This is a genomic window from Mesorhizobium sp. M1142, from assembly GCF_040318565.1.
In the GTDB taxonomy this organism is placed as follows: Bacteria; Pseudomonadota; Alphaproteobacteria; order Rhizobiales; family Rhizobiaceae; genus Mesorhizobium.
This window is the reverse complement of the sequence record NZ_JAMYMK010000015.1, coordinates 1-16,976: the sequence shown is the minus strand read 5'-3', so window position 1 is coordinate 16,976 and position 16,976 is coordinate 1. Positions and strand designations below refer to the sequence as shown.

The window sequence follows — 16,976 nt, the reverse complement described above, 5'->3', positions numbered from 1 at the left end:
GGCGCTGTGGCCAATTCCATCCCGATCCAGTCGTGATAGCCTCGATCCTTTACTGAGCGTGATCTTTTCCGAAAGCCGGATTCTTTTTTTTGGAACTATACTCCAGCTCGGGAATCCTGACGTTCCTCACCAGCGTCGAGAGATCCGGCTCGTCGATGAGCACCGCCGCGTCGGCCGGCGCCAGCCACGCACGCTGACGCGTCTTGGATTCTTCCCAGTCGGCAAGTTCCTCGGTTACCTCCAGCAAATAGACGACGACGTCGACACGGACGAAGCGGTTCGCCAGCCGCTTCCAGTAGCAATAGGTGCCGGCCGGCTGTTTCAGTGTCTTGCCGAGAACGCCGGCTTCTTCCTGTGCTTCGATGGTGGCCGCCTTGCGGCCGCTCTTGCCCTTCATCGGCCAGCCCTTCGGTACGATGAAGCGCCTCGTCGTTCGCGATGTGACCAGCATCACCTCGACGTCGCCATGCTCGTTCAGCCGAAACGGAATCGCCGCGACCTGGCGAATCCGGTCGCCCTTCCTTGCCTTGCGTACGACCTTCTTCTTGCTGGCTGCCATTCGATAATCCAGTCGAGGCGGTGCCCAAACGGCAAGGGCAGCGTTGCAAAGTCGGCCGCTTTCAATGGGCCGCAAGCGGAGCGGTTTCACAATATATAAGTCGGCTAAATAAATGAAAGGGCCGGTCGTCAGCGGCAGGTGCTGACAAAGCCGCTCCCCGACGGCAGCAACTGGCAAGTTGGCCTCATCTGCGGCACCTCCTGCCGCTCCGGTGTTGGGATTTGGCGATCCTGGGCACGGTACTGCTGTTGCTGCTGCTGGTATTGCTGCCGCCGCAGCCTGTTCTCCAACATCTGCAACTGGTCCTGCTGGATCAACACGTTGCGGTCGGCGGGACTGACGACCTGTGCCGATGCAGCAGGATTTACGCCCGACAGCATCGCCGAAGTCAGCATTGCCGACCCTAAAAACGTCAATAGACGAAGCCGTGACATCCATTCATTCCCGCACAAAACCGATCTTTCCTTAATATAGGGCTTTTGTCCGGCGACACCATGGCCGCCGCTGACTTGAAGCGGATTGGAAGAGGCATTTCGGCTTCGGATGCTCGTCGCGTCAATCGACTTCGCGCAGCCGGTATCCGACGCCGGTCTCGGTGGTGATATAGCGGGGCTGGTCGGGCGTTTTTTCGATCTTTTGCCTGATCTGCCGGACGTAGACTCTGAGATATTGAACGTCGGTGGAATCGCCCCAGACCTGCTTCAGCAGGAATTGGTGGGTGAGAACCTTGCCGGCATGTTGTACGAGGATGCGGAGGATGTCGTATTCCTTCGGCGAGAGCTTTATCTCCTTGTCCTCGACCTTGACGATGCGCTTCACCAGATCGACGGAGAGGTCGCCGGTCTGGAACACCGGTCTCTCACCCTGCTGCTGGAACTTGTGGCGAAGCGCGACGCGGATGCGTGCGACAAGCTCGTTCATACCGAATGGCTTGGTTACATAATCGTCGGCGCCGAGTTCGAGGGCCGAGACGATGCCGGCCTCATCAGTGCGGCTGGAAAGAATAACCACGGGAATGTCCAGGCCATCATCCCGCCATTTGCGGAGCAGCTCATGCCCGCTCATGTCGGGCAGGCCGAGATCGAGCAGCACAAGGTCTGGCTTTTCCGTCTCGATGAGTTCAATCGCCGCCCTGGCGTTCGGCGCCTCGCTGATCGCATAGCCTTGGCTGCCAAGCCCGACGCGAAGCAGTTTCCGGATCGGCGGTTCGTCGTCGACCACCAATATCCTGACGTCCAGGCTCGTCATGGCAGATCGTCCATATTTTGATGGCCCGCCTCGGGTTCGCCGAGATTGGGCAGTTCCGCCGGCACCAGCTGCATCTTGATCGTGAAAACCGCCCCCGAGCGGTCGGACCTGTTTGCCGCCGAGAGCGTCCCGCCCATCGCTTCGATGAAGCCGCGGCAAATCGACAGGCCGAGCCCGGTGCCGGCACGCACCTGGTCACCCTTGCGCACACGGTAGAAAGTGTCGAAAACGCGCTCCAGGTCCGCTGGCGGAATGCCTGGTCCCTCGTCCATGATCTGCAGGATGATGAAGCCGTTATCGGCCCAGGCCTGCAGGCGGATCGTCGAACCTGGCGGCGCGTATTTTGCAGCATTATCAAGGAGGTTGAACAGCACCTGTTCGAACAGAACGGGGTCGACCCGCAACATCGGCAGATCCGATGGGATGTCGATCTCGGTCTTATGCTCGCGGACGATTTTGCGGGCCCGATGCAGAGCTGAGCCGACAATGTCGCCGAGATAGTGAAAGGCGTAGTTCGGCTCCATCGTGCCGGATTCGATCTTGGTCATATCGAGCAGATTGGCAATAAAGCGGTTAAGCCTCTCCGCCTCATCGAGCACGGTCGACAGCAGTTCCGTCCGGTCCTGCTCGGGAAGCGCGGCCTCGAAGTCCCTGAGTGTTCCGGCCGCGCCCATGATGGCGGCAAGCGGCGTTTTCAAATCGTGGGAAATGGAGGTGAGCAAGGCCGAGCGCAGACGGTCTGCCTCGGCCGCAAGCTTGGCCCGGTCAACGTCGGCGACGAGCTGGATGCGCTCGATGGCGACCGCCGCCTGGTCGGCAAGCGCATCGAGCAGACGCTGCTGCTCGGGTGTCAGCAGCGGACCTTGCTTATCGTTGTCGAGGCCGACGACGCCCACCGCCGTGCGTCCGGTCCGCAAGGGCAGATAGAGGCGCTTTGCTCCGGGCAGGGTGTCGGCGCCGCGCCCGGCGGCGCGGTTATGCTCCCAGGCCCAGCGGGCTGCTGCAATGTCGGCCTCGGCCAGCGTGTCGTCGGGTGGGTAGCCGGCTTTGACCGCAATTGTGCCGTCCTCCGGCAGAAGCAGCACCACGCGCAGCTTCAGCATCGAGGCGATCTGGAAGGCAGTCGCCCAGAGAACGTCGTCGAGCGTGCCAGCACCGGCGAGCTTCTTTGAGAAGAGATAAATATCTTCCGTGGCGCGTGCCCGCGAGCGCGCAGCGACCGCCTGACGCTGCACGCGCGCTGTTAGATTGCTGGCAATGACCGCAACAACCAGGAAGACAGCCAGCGCAACGATGCTCTCCGGATCCTCGATCGTCAGCGTGTAGCGTGGTTCCAGGAAGAAATAGTTGAAGGCAATGGCGCTGATGAGGCAGGCATACAAAGCCGGCCAGAGACCGCCGGTCACAGCCGACGTCAGGACCCCAATGAGAAAGATGACCGCCAGGTTGCGGACGTCGAGAAACTGGTCGAGAAGGACGGCGAAGGCGAGCGAGCCAACAACATAGGCCGTGGCCCTGAGATAGGGCCAGATCTCGAACTGCCACTGCTCGTCCGCCGCCTTGACGGTCCTCGACATCGCCTCGGCGTTGCGTTCGTTTCCCGAAATGACATGGACGCTGATGTCGCCGGCATTGCGGATGAGATCGTAAGTGAGCGAGCCTTCGATCAATTCCCGCCAGCGCGATCGGGTCGGCCTGCCGATCACGATATGGGTGAAGTTGTTCGCCGTCGCATGCCGAACGATGTCTTGCGCGACGTTCTGACCCGGAATGGTCGTCACCTCGGCACCGAGCTGCTCGGCAAGGCGCAGCTGCGTTGCCAGCCGATCCTTGTCCTCCTCAGGCATGGCAGCTGAACGAGGGGTATCGACATGAAGCGCCGTCCAAGGGGCGCGGAGCCGATCGGCCAACCTTCGCGCATAACGTACACGGGCCGCCCCGCCCGGACGCGCATCGACGCAGACGAGAACCCTTTCCCCCGCCGCCCACGGCCCGGGTATCGCGTGGGCCTGCATATGGGTCAGCAACTGCTCGTCGACCCGCTGGGCAGTGCGGCGGAGCGCCAATTCGCGGAGCGCCGTCAGATTGCCCGGCGAGAAATAGTTCTCGATGGCGCGCTGGGCGGTGCTGGGGATGTAGACCTTGCCTTCCTCAAGCCGCTTGATCAGATCGTCGGGGGTCAGGTCGATGATCTCGATATCGTCGGCCTGGTCGATTATGGAGTCGGGGACAGTTTCCCGCACCCTGACGCGGGTGATCTGCGTCACGACATCGTTCAGGCTCTCGACGTGCTGGATATTCAGCGTCGTGTAGACATCGATGCCGTGCGTCAGGATTTCCTGGACGTCGAGGTAGCGCTTGGGGTGACGGCTGCCCGGCGCGTTGGTATGGGCAAGTTCGTCGACCAGAACCAGCGCCGGGTGCCGGGCGAGGATGGCGTCGAGATCCATCTCCTCGAGGATCCGCCCCTTGTAATCGATCTCAAGGCGAGGAACGACCTCGTAGCCTTCGACCAGCGTCTGGGTTTCCTTGCGGCCGTGCGTCTCGACGACGCCGATCACCACGTCGACCCCGTCGGCCAGCCTGGCGCGGCCCGACATCAGCATCTCGTAGGTCTTGCCGACACCGGGAGCGGCGCCGAGAAATATCCTCAGGCGACCGCGCTCCTCCCGCTGTGCATGCTCGAGCAGCGCGTCGGGAGAGGGCCTGGTTTCGGCGGTGCGGCTGTCGTCTGGCATAAGCGTCAATCATGAACGGCGCCGGCTTCGGTGTCGATCCCGGCGCCGGTCCTTTACTGTTTCATCGCATCGTCCAGCGCAAGGTTGAGGGCCAGCACATTGACCACCGGCTCGCCGATGAATCCCAATTCGCGATCTTCGACATGGCTGTCGACAAGCGATTTGATCCTGGATTCATCGACGCCCCTGGCCTTGGCCACCCTGGCGACCTGGAAATAGGCGCCCTCCGGGCTGATATGTGGATCGAGGCCGCTGCCGGACGTGGTGACCAGATCTATCGGTACCGGCTGGTTCGGGTTTTCGGCTCTCAGCTTTTCGGCGTCGCTCTTGATCCTGTCGATGAGCTTCGGGTTAGTCGGCCCGAGATTCGAGCCGCCCGAGGCGGCGGCATTGTAGCCGTCGCCGGCAGCCGACGGGCGGCCATGGAAGTAGCGGTCGCTTTCGAAAGCCTGGCCGATCAGCTCGGAACCGACGAGCTTGCCGTCCTTCTCGATCAGGCTGCCATTGGCCTCGCGTGAAAACAGCGCCTGCGCAATGCCGGTCATGCCGATCGGATAGACCAAACCCGTCAGAATGGTGAAGAAGACGATCATGACGATCGCGGGTCTGATTTGATTGAGCATCGACATGGTTCCTTATGCGAGACCGAGAGCGGTGATGGCCATGTCGATCATCTTGATGCCGACGAAGGGCACTACGACGCCGCCGAGGCCATAGACAATGAGATTGCGGCTGAGCAGCGCACCGGCGCCGACCGCGCGGTATTTGACACCCCTCAGCGACAGCGGGATCAGCGCGATGATGATCAGCGCGTTGAAGATGATGGCCGAGAGGATAGCGCTCTGCGGCGTCGCCAGATGCATGACGTTGAGCGCTTGCAGCGGCCCGGCGGTCTGGCCCGGGGCGATGTAGAAGACGGCGAATATTGCCGGGATGATGGCAAAATACTTGGCAACGTCGTTGGCGATGGAGAAGGTGGTCAGCGAACCACGCGTCATCAGCAGCGCCTTGCCGATTTCGACGATCTCGATCAGCTTGGTCGGATCGCTGTCGAGATCGACCATGTTGCCGGCCTCGCGCGCCGCGACCGTGCCGGTGTTCATGGCAACGCCGACATCGGCCTGCGCGAGGGCCGGCGCATCGTTAGTGCCATCGCCGCACATCGCGACAAGTTTGCCTTTGGCCTGCTCGTCGCGGATCAGCTTCAACTTGTCCTCGGGCGTCGCTTGGGCAAGGAAGTCGTCGACGCCGGCTTCCGCCGCGATCGCCGCCGCGGTCATCGGATTATCGCCGGTGATCATCACCGTGCGGATGCCCATGCGGCGCAATTCGGCAAAGCGTTCTGCGATGCCGCCCTTGACGATGTCCTTCAGATGGACGACGCCGAGGAGGCGCCCGTCGCGCTCGACCGCGAGTGGAGTGCCACCCGATTTGGCAATCTCGTCGGCGATCGCCTGAAGGTCGCGGACGGTGTCGTTGCGCGTACGGCCTGTGGCAACCGTCGAGAGGTTGACGTGGGCAAGTACCGCATCGACTGCGCCCTTGCGGACCGAGGAGCCTTCCAGATCGACGCCGCTCATGCGGGTTTGCGCGGTGAAGGGCACGAAAGTCGCGTGCAGGCTTGCCATGTCGCGGGCGCGGATGGCGTATTTTTCCTTCGCCAGGACGACGATCGAGCGGCCTTCCGGCGTTTCGTCGGCAAGCGAGGCAAGCTGGGCCGCGTCGGCCAGTTCCTGTTCGGTGACGCCCTTGACCGGACGGAATGCCGTCGCCTGGCGGTTGCCCAGCGTGATGGTTCCGGTCTTGTCGAGCAGCAGCGTGTCGACATCGCCGGCCGCCTCGACGGCGCGGCCCGACATGGCGAGCACGTTGAAGCGCACCAGGCGGTCCATGCCGGCAATGCCGATCGCCGACAGCAGGGCGCCAATTGTGGTCGGGATCAGCGTAACGAACAGGGCGACCAGCACCGTCACCGAGATATGACCGCCCGAATACGAGGCGAAGCTCGGGATCGTCGCCGTGGCCAGCACGAAGATCAGCGTCATGCCGACGAGCAGGATATTGAGCGCGATCTCGTTGGGTGTCTTCTGGCGCTCGGCGCCCTCGACCAACGAGATCATGCGGTCGAGGAATGTATGGCCGGCAGCCGCAGTGATGCGCACGCGGATCCAGTCGGACAAGACCTGCGTGCCGCCCGTCACCGCCGAACGGTCGCCTCCGGATTCGCGGATGACCGGTGCGGATTCGCCGGTGATGGCCGCCTCGTTGACTGACGCCACGCCTTCGACCACCTCGCCGTCCGAGGGGATGATGTCGCCGGCTTCAACAAGCACGATGTCGCCGACCTTCAAGCTGGTGCCGGGCACCAGTTTGAACTTGCTGCGGTCGCCATCGTTCAACAGCTTGGCCTGCGTCTCGGTGCGCGCCCGACGCAGCGAGTCAGCTTGCGCCTTGCCGCGGCCTTCGGCCACCGCTTCGGCGAAATTGGCGAAGAGCACGGTGAACCACAGCCAGATGATGATCTGCAGCGTGAAGCCAAGATCGCCGCCGCCGGTAACGAGATCCTTGACGAACAGCACGGTAGTGAGCGCCGAGACGACGGCGACGACGAACATCACCGGGTTCCGCATCAAGGTGCGCGGGTTCAGTTTTCTGAAGGAACCGGCGATAGCGGGCCACAGAATGCGGGTATCCATGATGCTCACGGATTTCGACGGGCTCATTTGGTGGCTCCAGTGTCGATGTTGTTGACCGGTCGATCCTGTGCCGAACGAAGGTGCGGCGGCCCGTAAGCCAGCAGCCAGATCATGATCAAGGCTGCCGCAATAGCGAGGAATGTGGACAGCGTCGGGAAAGGAGGGGGCGTTTTCTCTCCCTCCGGCTCGGGGCGATGCCGGACCTTTCGAGGTATGATCTTGAACCAGGGCATGGCCGTTTCAGAATGTCTGACCGTGAATCATCGCCAGGTGCTCGACGATCGGTCCGACCGCCAGGGCCGGGAAGAAGGTCAGGCCACCGACGACCAAGATGACACCGACCAGCAGCCCGACGAACAGTGGACCGTCGGTCGGGAAGGTGCCGGCGGAGGCAGGGACGGTCTTCTTCGCAACCAGCGAGCCAGCAATCGCCAACGCCGGAATGATGACCAGGAAGCGGCCCATCAGCATGCCGATGCCGAGCGTTACGTTGTACCAGGGCGTGTTTCCGCTGAGACCGCCAAAGGCGGAGCCATTGTTCGCCGCGGCCGAGGTGTAGGCATAGAGAACCTCGGAGAAGCCGTGTGGACCAGCATTGGCGATGGAAGCAACGCCCGTCCGCAGCAGCACCGCGATAGCGGTGAAGATCAGCATTGCCAGCGGCAGGCAGAGCACGGCCAGCATCGCCATCTTGACCTCCTTGGCCTCGATCTTCTTGCCGAGATATTCGGGCGTACGTCCGACCATCAGCCCGGCGACAAAGACGGCGATGACGATGAACATCAGGATACCGTAGAAGCCGGCTCCGACGCCGCCGACAATAACCTCGCCGAGCTGCATGTTGATGATCGGGATCATGCCGCCAAGTGCGGTGAAGCTGTCATGCATGGCATTGACCGCGCCGCAGGAAGCGGCGGTGGTGATGACGGCAAACAGCGCCGACAGAGCGATGCCGATACGGCTCTCCTTGCCCTCCATGTTGCCGCCGTCGACGCCCAGCGCATGGACCAGCGGATTGCCTGCGGCTTCCGCCCAGTAGCAGACGGCAACGCCGGCGATGAACAGCACGCCCATAGCCGACAGAATTGCCCAGCCCTGGCGCTGGTTGCCTACCATGCGGCCGAAGACATTGGTCAACGCCGCGCCGAGGGCGAAGATCGTCACCATCTGGATCAGGTTGGAAATTGCGTCGGGATTTTCGAAGGGATGCGCTGCATTGGCGTTGAAGAAACCGCCGCCATTGGTGCCAAGCATTTTGATAGCGATCTGCGAAGCGACAGGCCCGACTGCGATGGTCTGCTGCGCACCTTCGAGCGTCGTCGCGTTGACGTAGGCGGCGAGCGTTTGCGGCATGCCGAGATAGACATAGACGAGCGTCAGGACGATGCAGAACGGCAAAAGCAGATAGAGCGTGCAGCGGGTCATATCGACCCAGAAATTGCCGATGGATTTGCCTGAGGCCCTGGCAAAGCCGCGGATCAGCGCGACCGCAATGGCGATGCCGGTCGCCGCCGACAGAAAATTCTGCACGGTCAAGCCGGCCATCTGCACCAGATAGGACATCGTGCTTTCGCCGCCGTAGTTCTGCCAGTTGGTGTTGGTCATGAAGCTGGCGGCGGTGTTGAAGGCCAGCCCAGGTTCGACGGCGGTCATGCCGGCCGGATTGTAGGGCAGGCCGCCTTGCAGCCGTTGCAGCAAATAGAGCACCAGGAAGCCGGCCAGGTTAAAGAACAGCAGGGCCGCCGCATAAGAGGTCCAGTGCTGCTCCTCGCGCTCGCTGGTCCCTGCTATGCGGTAGAGCCCGCGCTCGAGCGGGGCCAGAATTGACGACAGGAATGTGCGCTCGCCGCTGAAAACGCGATACATGTAGCCGCCGAGCGGCTTGGCCAGCAGAACGACGATCCCGCAATAGACGAGGATCTGCAGCCATCCGTTGATTGTCATGGGGTTGGCTCCTTGCCAGCGGAGATCAGAAGCGTTCCGGGCGAACGAGGGCGTATGTCAGGTAGGCGAGAAGAAACAAGGTCACGGCGCCGCCGAGGATATAGTCGAAAAGCATGTTAGATCCCATAAACTTACAGATTGTCGCAGGCTTTGATGTAGCCGAAGCATAGAGCAAAGAACGCGATTCCAATCGCGACAACAACTATATCCATTGCGCATTTTCCTTACGTTGTATTTGATTGTTTACTTTAACAAACTACCCAAACCCGTCGCCGCATCATATCGGCGGCCGGATACATCGCTTCGGCGAATATGGATCAAAGTGCCATAAAGGGTCGAGACGGGACGCGGAGCAAAGAAATCAAAATCCCATAAGGATTTCGCCGCCTCGGCGCTGGCCACAGCTTCAGGAGGGATGTGCACACCGGCGCGCGAAGCTGCCGGGGCTCAGTCCGCGCGGGTGTAGATCACCGCGTAATCGTCCGCATAGGCCCGCTTCCAGCCCAGTTCGTCGAAGAACGGAATGCGGCTGTCGTCGGCGGTCAACAATGCCCAGCCTATCGTATATTTCTCGAGTTGGGCTTTCAGGATCGGCTTGCCCCGGCTGTGCCCAGTCTGCTCATCCGTTTCCGTAAAGCCATTCAGGAAGAGCTGATCCGCGCGGCCGTCGATAAACGTCCTGATGCCATGGAAAATCAGCGTACCGCCAAAATCGTAGGAGTTCAGCAGATTGCCCGACAGATTATGGGTTTGGGCGAAGGCCAGTGCGTCCCTCGCCGAGGTCTTCTGGCTCGGCGCGACCGGATAGGTCGTGAAGGCGGCAGCCGCCAAAACCAGCAAAACGGCAAGGCCAGCGCAAATCCTGGAAAATTGCCGTGCGAAAAATTGTTCAAGTCCGTCGCGCTTTTCCGCCGCCCATTTCTCGGCTGAAAGCGCTGGATATTGTTGCGCGACCTCAACGGCAAGGACCACCGGGACAAGAAGAAAGAACAAGTACATGAACCGTATGTGGGTGAGATAGGCGTGCAGCGTGAAGACAAGGAACAGCGCCTTGGCCCAGCCAATGCGCAATCTCGACACGAGCAGCCCGAAAAACGCCACCAGCAGGGCCACCTCCTGGAGGGTGTGCCGCGAGGCGTCGAAGGGTTGCCACTCCGCAATGTAAGGCACCGCCTCATTGCCATAGGCCACCGTGAACGTGGCGAGTATGGCCTTGACGCCATAGGGATTGAACAGGCTGACCAGCGGGCAAAGCAGCCCGAAAGCGGTCCACTTGGCCAGCAGCCGGGGGTTCGACAAGCGCGTGCGCATGACGAGATCGAGGCCGGCGAAGGCGGCGATGACGAAACCGAAGGTGAAGGTGGCATGGAGATTGGCCCACAGGCAAAGCAGCGTCAGCAGCCACAAAGGCGGCGCTTTCTCGTTGCGTGCGGCCTGGAAAAGACCGGCGGTCCAGACGACGATGATGGGCAAGGTAAAGATGTGCGGCCGGGCGACATAGATTGGCCCGATCAAGAGCGCGAGAACCAGCGTCAGTCCTATCGCCAGCGTCGGCTTCAACCACGCGCTGAGATACCACGACGTCAAGAAGATCGTGAGCGCGATTACTGCAGTCGCCAGCAGCACCACGCCGTTCCAGCCGCCGGCTTCAAAGGCAATTGCAAGGAGAAGCTGACTGAGCCATTCCTTGGCGATCCATGGCTGGCCGGCAAAAGTGTAGGAATAGACGTCGACGGTGGGGAATGTGCGGCTTGCCAGCATATCCATGCCGACCTTGATGTGCCACCAGCTATCAGGATCCTGCAGGAGGGAGGTGGCAAAGGCGAGGAGCGCCGCCGCCATCACGACCGCCGCCAGCAGGCAAAATACCAACCTCACATGCGGTATATCGCCTATCGACGGCCTCGTCTCACCAGATATCCCGCGCATATGGCATCCCTGAGCCGCGATAGCGGAAGGGATAGGCCGAATTTGTTAGAAAACCGATAAGCTCCAGGATTGCGGCCACACCCCTGTACCGCGCGTCCGACCGGCTCGGCGGCTCAGCCCTCGGCCTTGAAGTTCTTGGCTTCCTTCGCGACCTTCGGGCTGTCCTTGCCGTGCTTGCGCATCAGATCCTTCGCCTGCTTCGGCGAAACGTCGGTGGTTTCGGCCAGACGCAGAGCCTCCTTTTCGTCCGGATCACGCGTCTTGCGGTCGGCCATTGCGGTTTTCTTGTCAGCCATTACGACGCTCTTATGCTTTCGGCAATTTCGTTCAGCACCTTGCGGTCGGTGCCGTGACGCTTGATCAGCGTGCGTGCCTGATCCGGGGTGATGCCCGCTTCCTCGGCGAAGTGACGTACCTCGTAGTCTTCGCCGCCCGCCGCTCGTGAGCGGTCGCGACTGTCGGTCTTGGTTTTGTCGTCGGCCATGGCAGCTCTCCTCATCTCGACGAGAGCATAACGGGCAAGATTTCAGCGAGTTCCGTCGAGCATGTCGCTCTGCCCTCGGGCATGACCCGGCATGCGCGGCGGTTTTGCTCAAAGCAGGGGCTTGGCGTCAGGCCGGCCTTCGCGCACAAATAGGCTGGCCTCTTTGGCGGCGCTGCCAACCGCCCGCCACTGCTCCTGGGCGCAGCCTGGTATTCGTTCCGGATTGTTTTATTGGGACCGATGGTCGAACACGACGCCCATGGTCCTACCAACGGCCGTCATGACGATAAGCTCGACCAGATCGTCGTCACTGTTGCCGCAGGCCGGGGCCGTCCTGCGAACGATGTCCAGCATCGCCCTCGTCGATATGGTGTCGCCGGCACCGAACCGTGAAAGCGCAGATGAAACAAGCTCTTGGGCCGTCAAGTCGGCGACAGTCACCCTCTGCACCACGTTCATTGGCTTCCTCCCACCATGAACTCTCTCCGGGGAGAATGATACGCCGAACGTCGCGTTTCGCCAGCAAAATGGTGGTCCTACCAGCGCGTGGGCAGCGACCGAAATCGTCGGTTTTGCGGGAGGCAGTCCGGGCGGGAGGCGGCAGCGCTTTTGTGCCATGCGACTTCGCCATAGGCCCAATCCCGGCGGCCGGGATCGGTCTCAATTTTATTTACTGGCAGTCTGATGCTTGGCGGTGTGGTCTGCTCGGTTGCGCCCGAAAGCCAGCGCAGCAAGAACCACGGTGCGGGCAGGACTGGGACGGTTCGTCGTTTCACGGAAACGCCGAACCGGTCTGTCTTTTTTGTTTGACGCAATTCCGGACGGAAAACCGTTCACACGTTTTCCTGGAATTGCTTGTCTTGTGACTCTAGGCGGCTAGGTCGCTCGGAAGCTTGCCGCCATTCTCGGCCAGCTTTTTCATCAGTGCGTCGTGCAGCCACAGATTCATCGTTACAGTGTCGTTCATATCGCCGGTGTAGTTCAGCTCGTGGGCAAGCTCCTTGCGGGCGCCGAGGCTGCTGTCGATATTTAGAGCCTTCATCAGGTCGACGATCGAATTCTTCCAGTTGAGCTTCTGCCCCTTCGCGGCCACGGCCTTGTCGAGAATGGCAGCGATGTCCGGGGCAGAGGACAGCGCGGCTGGCGCGGCCGGAGCCGGGTTTGCAGCCGGGGCGGATCGGGTAGGCGCCGTCGGCTGGGTGGCCGTGCTCGAAGCAGGCGCGGGAGACGGTTGCGCCGGCGGCGCTTCGGCCGCAACCGCGTTTCCGAAAATCGCACCTTTGATACTGTCGAAAATGCCCATTGCTATCTCCTGTGTTGGCTCGACGGTGTGTTGCCTTGACGGTCGGTGAGGCGACCGTTGCCGAATGCCGCATTGAGCGCCCTGGTTGTACCGGACCACGAACGCAACGCAGGGGCAACTCAAAAATGGCTAAAGGGTAAAGGCTTGGTTGCATTGGGGAATCGGCCCAGTGATCCGGCCCGAGAGTAGAATAGGTCGGATCGCGGACCAACAAATCGTCACGCGCAATGGACGAGGGAATGGTTGCCAGCCAGTTTTGCTGACGCAGACTAGAAAAATCATCTAGATTCGTGTTCGCAATTCGCTGAGAGGAACGAAGCCATGACAGCAGTCGTTGCATCCGACAGGCTCGAACGTTCGCCGGTTTGGGCAGTGGACGATCCGTCGGTCAAATGGGCCGGCGCTTTCGCGGTTTACGGCGGGCACGGCACCACCCAGTCCCCGGTCATTGTCTACGAGATCGAGTCCGGCAAGCGGCTCGGCTGGCACAGCGACGCCACCGAAGAGACGCGTTCTTTGCGGCGGCGATGTTCACGCAGACATTCGACGGCGTCATGCTGCCGCCGGAAATCCCATGTCCTCGGCACGTCCAATCGTGCGGGCTGAATGCGTGCCGGCGGGAATCAACAGGCCTGCGGATATCGGACTTGGAGCTGATATGAGGGCGCGGTTCGGCGTCGTTACGCGCCTGGGTCACCGGCGGATCGGCTGATGGCGCCCGTGAAGGTCGACCCCGCCAAGGTGCGCGAGTTCAGGGATGCCGAAAGCTTCCATGCCTGGCTTGGCGAGCATCACGACAGCGAGGACGAAGTCTGGATCAAGATCCATAAGCTCGATTCGGGGCTGCCGTCGATCACGCCGAAGCAAGCCATCGACGTGGCGTTGTGCTGGGGCTGGATCGACGCGGTGCGCAAGGCGTTCGACGGCAAAAGCTATCTGCAGCGCTACACCCCGCGCGGCAAGAAGAGCACCTGGAGCCAGATCAATGTCGACAATGTCGCCCGGCTGATCGAGGAGGGCCGGATGACCGAGCACGGGCTGAGGCAGGTCGATGCGGCCAAGGCCGACGGCCGCTGGGCGCGCGCCTACAAGAGCGGCAAGGAGATGAAGATCCCCGACGACCTCCAGGCGGCAATAGACGCCGAGCCCAGGGCAAAGGAGATGCTGGCAAAGCTCAGCGGGCAAAACCGCTTCGCGCTCGCCTTCCGCATCCACAACATGAAGACCGAAGCCGGGCGCAAGAAGAAGATCGCGGCGTTCGTGGCGATGCTGAAGCGCGGCGAGACCATCTATCCGCAACGAAATCGCGATTCTGGATGAACATTTGACCGCGTTTGTGTGCTGCGTCTTGTGCTTGTCCCTTGCGGCGACTCCCGAAATGCGGCCGGCTCAGGCCCATCTCCGATCCTGGCGATGTCGCAGACGATTCTTTTCGACGAGCGTCGCCCGGCACTTCGACACCATCTCTCATTCGTTTAGTGGATGCAGGAAAAAGTCTCGTCCTCACAGTCGGCATAGTATATTAGCATCTGCTGTTATGAGGTTTTTGCCCGTTCAGGAACCGACTGGCACGTGGGCCGTGTTTGATGCGACCGTGGACGTGCCTGCGGATTTCGCTGGCAGTTGCCTTATCGGCTTGCCGCGGCAGCGGGCGGAGTGGCTCGCAGCAAGAGCCAATCGAGATGCTGCAAAAGGCACTTCAATTTGCCGGTTGCCAGCTGCCGGACCGGCACAAGCCGCGGTTCTTAGACTTAGACCGATCGGAGAGATTTCGATGATGCACGAAAGGGAAATGGCGGCTGCGTTGGCAGCCAGGAACCAGGAAGCGGACATTCGTGGTGTCTTCGACATCACCAACAAAACCGACGCGCCAATTGGCTCTCGCCGATTGGGTGAGGCTATCCACTTTGTCGCCAATGCACCTATCGTTGGCTATGATGTTCACGCCGCCGTCATCAGATATGGCCCACTCGGAACCCCCAGCCTCAGAGCTACAGATTGCGCTCAGCTGTGGGAGAAGTTCGGCGAGGCCTTGCTGGAACACTGACGGGCAGACCTTTGGCGCGTATGGCACCACGATTGTGCAGGACTTCCTTAGTGAGAACGACATGGAAGCCTGGCGGGTGATATTGCAATTAAATTAGCGCATATTTTTTGCCGGCTGGACTCGCAACCGGCGAGGCCCGGCTGCCGACGGGCCGTCAGGCCGGCGACAAATGGTGCCGCAGGCCCGACGGTCCCCTTGGCAAGATCGCCGGAACCAGAGCATGATGCGGCGGCAAAACGGGTTTGGGGGAATGATATGCCTAAGGTTTCGGAGCTTTTTTTCAAGACAGCCATCGTCTTTCTTATTCTGGGAATTGCAGCTGGCCTGCAGATGGCAATTTCAGGCGATCACGGCGCGTTTCCGGCTCACGCGCACATCAACCTGCTGGGATGGGTCACCAGTGCAATATTCGGCGGCTACTATGCGCTGAACCCGGCAAAGGCTGCTCGCAGGACCGCGATGATCCACTATGGCGTCTACAATCTCGGCCTGGTCGTGATGCTGCCGGCGCTTTACCTGATGCTGCAGGGAAATCCGGCGCTCGAGCCGATCGTCGCCACCGGCTCGATGATTGTCGCTGCCGCCGTGCTGATCTTTGCCTTCGTGGTTTTCTCCGGCGAAACAGAGCGCTCAGTCTCGGGAATACCAGCGGTCCCGCGGTAGACGGGGCGGCGATAGTGCCGAGCCTATCAATGCCCGTGCTTCTGGTGAAGCGCGGGCCGATTGGTTGTAGGCTGATCTGAGGCAAGAGTGCGGCGAGATGAAAGCCGCTCAGTAGCCTTCGCGCGCCCCTCTGCCTGCCATGCTGCTTATCGCGGCCTTCATTTTGGCGTTGTGCCTGCGTCCCCAGGAAGGTGAAAATATCGACACTTCTTGGATCTTCGCCGAAACGACTGCCTTGTGCTTTTGGGGCGCGACGCCCAGCGAGCGCAGGTGCGACGTTGATGCAGCCTTGTTGTTGGCGACGCAGCATGACGGGGTCATCGTCAAACGACGGTAGAGCGCGCGGACCTACTGTTGCGCGAGCCGGTCCCCGAGCGTGTTTGCTTCGGCCAATCTTGCCAGCGATTGTTCGATTTTCTGCGCCGAGGCGTCTGTGCGCTTGATGTGCCGTATCATTTGCTGCCTCAGCAGCGCTAGCCTTGCGACGCGATATTCGTCGCCGTATCTCGCAGTTTCAAGGTGGAGGGTCGCGAGCATCATGGGTCAATTCTTCCGATCGATCTTCGTCATGCGTTCCCGGGCCTCAATCACGCGTTTTTGCTCAGACCGTATGCGGTCGCACAACGCGAGATTGACGGCGACACAGCCATCGTTCAACAACAGTTCATTCGCACGCTTCAGCGAGCGCTCGGCCCGTTTAACGCGCAGCCTGGCATTGGCCAGTTCGAAGCTAAAAATATCAATCATCATCATACCGCTTCGTTTGCGGTCCCTTCGATTGTTAACCGGCGTCGATCCCATTTGTTCCAACTGCACGCGGCGCAGCGCCAGGAAGGAGCTTGTCTTTCGCCCGTGCTGGGCCGTTCGCGATGGCGGGGCATGCTAGGTGGGCGGGCTGGTGCAAGGCGAAGGTGTGAAGGCCTGGCCCGTAATCACGTTCTGTTCACTCTGGCTAATGTAAGCTGGCCGCCTAGAATTCGCCGCGAAGCTGTTTGACGCGGAGCTTCACGCCAGGCTTGACCCACTGCGCCGCGAGCACAGCCATGTGGTCACCGTGGCTCGAGTGTCAGCAGATGTGGTAAGGGTGAGTGTCGGCGAGTAGCAGAGGTCCAGCAACAATGACTTTGAGGCGAACCAGAGCTTACGGCACATCCGGCTTGGTTCTAGCGGTTTGCACTGTGTTTGCTTGGCAGAACGCCGCTGCCGCTCAAAATTGCGACGCCGCCGCGACGCCTGGCGTCAATTGGCAAGAGTGTGACAAGAAGCTTCTCATCCTAGACGGACAGGACCTGAGCGGGGCGAACCTGTTCGGTGTTGATTTCACTTCGACCGACCTCAGGAACACCAATCTCCGTGCGGCAAATC

21 protein-coding genes are annotated in these 16,976 nt (G+C 61.0%); 5 read left to right on the top strand and 16 right to left on the bottom strand.

Going from position 1 to position 16,976, the window contains the following annotated elements; all coding sequences use genetic code 11:
- Positions 1 to 49 precede the first annotated feature (49 nt).
- The 14 genes from NKH42_RS22300 to NKH42_RS22235 all read right to left on the bottom strand — a co-directional run bounded on the left by NKH42_RS22300 (position 50) and on the right by NKH42_RS22235 (position 12,901).
- Positions 50 to 559 carry an NUDIX hydrolase gene (locus NKH42_RS22300; RefSeq protein ID WP_352506585.1) on the bottom strand — a complete coding sequence of 170 codons (510 nt, stop codon included), beginning with the start codon at positions 557 to 559 and terminating at the stop codon, positions 50 to 52.
- A gap of 128 nt (positions 560 to 687) precedes the next feature.
- Positions 688 to 954 (bottom strand): hypothetical protein, encoded by a 267-nt coding sequence (locus NKH42_RS22295; protein ID WP_352687974.1) that lies wholly within the window; start codon positions 952 to 954, stop codon positions 688 to 690.
- 160 nt (positions 955 to 1,114) lie between these two features.
- Entirely contained in the window at positions 1,115 to 1,807 is a 693-nt protein-coding gene (locus NKH42_RS22290) for a response regulator transcription factor (RefSeq protein ID WP_352506583.1), read from the bottom strand.
- Positions 1,804 to 4,545 carry a DUF4118 domain-containing protein gene (locus NKH42_RS22285; protein ID WP_352754589.1) on the bottom strand — a complete coding sequence of 914 codons (2,742 nt, stop codon included), beginning with the start codon at positions 4,543 to 4,545 and terminating at the stop codon, positions 1,804 to 1,806. Before NKH42_RS22285 ends, NKH42_RS22290 begins: the two co-directional genes overlap by 4 nt.
- A gap of 53 nt (positions 4,546 to 4,598) precedes the next feature.
- On the bottom strand, positions 4,599 to 5,168 hold the full coding sequence (gene kdpC, locus NKH42_RS22280) for a potassium-transporting ATPase subunit KdpC (RefSeq protein WP_352752012.1): 570 nt from the start codon (positions 5,166 to 5,168) through the stop codon (positions 4,599 to 4,601).
- A gap of 12 nt (positions 5,169 to 5,180) precedes the next feature.
- Complete coding sequence (kdpB, locus tag NKH42_RS22275) at positions 5,181 to 7,268, bottom strand: potassium-transporting ATPase subunit KdpB (protein WP_352752010.1); 2,088 nt, start codon at positions 7,266 to 7,268, stop codon at positions 5,181 to 5,183.
- Positions 7,265 to 7,474, bottom strand: coding sequence for a hypothetical protein (locus NKH42_RS22270; RefSeq protein WP_352649577.1), 210 nt, complete (start codon positions 7,472 to 7,474; stop codon positions 7,265 to 7,267). Before NKH42_RS22270 ends, kdpB begins: the two co-directional genes overlap by 4 nt.
- A 7-nt stretch (positions 7,475 to 7,481) precedes the next feature.
- Positions 7,482 to 9,185 carry a potassium-transporting ATPase subunit KdpA gene (gene kdpA, locus NKH42_RS22265; protein WP_352752008.1) on the bottom strand — a complete coding sequence of 568 codons (1,704 nt, stop codon included), beginning with the start codon at positions 9,183 to 9,185 and terminating at the stop codon, positions 7,482 to 7,484.
- Positions 9,186 to 9,210: 25 nt separating this feature from the next.
- On the bottom strand, positions 9,211 to 9,300 hold the full coding sequence (locus NKH42_RS22260; protein ID WP_023675300.1) for a K(+)-transporting ATPase subunit F: 90 nt from the start codon (positions 9,298 to 9,300) through the stop codon (positions 9,211 to 9,213).
- A gap of 332 nt (positions 9,301 to 9,632) precedes the next feature.
- Positions 9,633 to 11,114, bottom strand: a complete 1,482-nt coding sequence (locus NKH42_RS22255; protein ID WP_352974435.1) for a hypothetical protein — start codon at positions 11,112 to 11,114, stop codon at positions 9,633 to 9,635.
- Between the two features lie 113 nt (positions 11,115 to 11,227).
- The gene (locus NKH42_RS22250) at positions 11,228 to 11,410 is read right to left on the bottom strand and encodes a hypothetical protein (protein ID WP_352649580.1); all 183 of its coding nucleotides are present in this window, start codon (positions 11,408 to 11,410) and stop codon (positions 11,228 to 11,230) included.
- Positions 11,410 to 11,598 carry a DUF3606 domain-containing protein gene (locus tag NKH42_RS22245; protein WP_352752005.1) on the bottom strand — a complete coding sequence of 63 codons (189 nt, stop codon included), beginning with the start codon at positions 11,596 to 11,598 and terminating at the stop codon, positions 11,410 to 11,412. The genes NKH42_RS22250 and NKH42_RS22245 overlap by 1 nt, the downstream gene beginning before the upstream one ends.
- A 228-nt stretch (positions 11,599 to 11,826) precedes the next feature.
- A complete protein-coding gene (locus tag NKH42_RS22240; protein WP_254816847.1) occupies positions 11,827 to 12,057 on the bottom strand; it encodes a hypothetical protein in 231 nt (76 codons plus the stop codon).
- Between the two features lie 409 nt (positions 12,058 to 12,466).
- Complete coding sequence (locus NKH42_RS22235; protein WP_352752003.1) at positions 12,467 to 12,901, bottom strand: DUF3597 domain-containing protein; 435 nt, start codon at positions 12,899 to 12,901, stop codon at positions 12,467 to 12,469.
- Positions 12,902 to 13,222: 321 nt separating this feature from the next.
- On the opposite strand from NKH42_RS22235, the gene NKH42_RS22230 reads away from it, so the two are divergent.
- The 4 genes from NKH42_RS22230 (at position 13,223) to NKH42_RS22215 (ending at position 15,611) form a co-directional block, all read left to right on the top strand.
- Positions 13,223 to 13,507, top strand: a complete 285-nt coding sequence (locus NKH42_RS22230; RefSeq protein WP_352752001.1) for a hypothetical protein — start codon at positions 13,223 to 13,225, stop codon at positions 13,505 to 13,507.
- Positions 13,508 to 13,612: 105 nt separating this feature from the next.
- A complete protein-coding gene (locus NKH42_RS22225; RefSeq protein ID WP_254816850.1) occupies positions 13,613 to 14,221 on the top strand; it encodes a YdeI/OmpD-associated family protein in 609 nt (202 codons plus the stop codon).
- A gap of 454 nt (positions 14,222 to 14,675) precedes the next feature.
- On the top strand, positions 14,676 to 14,948 hold the full coding sequence (locus NKH42_RS22220) for a hypothetical protein (RefSeq protein ID WP_254816851.1): 273 nt from the start codon (positions 14,676 to 14,678) through the stop codon (positions 14,946 to 14,948).
- Between the two features lie 255 nt (positions 14,949 to 15,203).
- Positions 15,204 to 15,611, top strand: a complete 408-nt coding sequence (locus tag NKH42_RS22215; RefSeq protein ID WP_352506573.1) for a hypothetical protein — start codon at positions 15,204 to 15,206, stop codon at positions 15,609 to 15,611.
- A gap of 348 nt (positions 15,612 to 15,959) precedes the next feature.
- On the opposite strand, the gene NKH42_RS22210 is transcribed toward NKH42_RS22215, so the two are convergent.
- Both NKH42_RS22210 and NKH42_RS22205 read right to left on the bottom strand, forming a co-directional pair.
- On the bottom strand, positions 15,960 to 16,151 hold the full coding sequence (locus tag NKH42_RS22210) for a hypothetical protein (protein WP_352751999.1): 192 nt from the start codon (positions 16,149 to 16,151) through the stop codon (positions 15,960 to 15,962).
- Positions 16,152 to 16,154: 3 nt separating this feature from the next.
- Complete coding sequence (locus NKH42_RS22205; protein ID WP_254816855.1) at positions 16,155 to 16,364, bottom strand: hypothetical protein; 210 nt, start codon at positions 16,362 to 16,364, stop codon at positions 16,155 to 16,157.
- Positions 16,365 to 16,729: 365 nt separating this feature from the next.
- Here NKH42_RS22205 and NKH42_RS22200 point away from each other — a divergent pair.
- Positions 16,730 to 16,976: pentapeptide repeat-containing protein (locus NKH42_RS22200; protein WP_352737496.1), on the top strand; the 247-nt coding region annotated here is incomplete at its 3' end.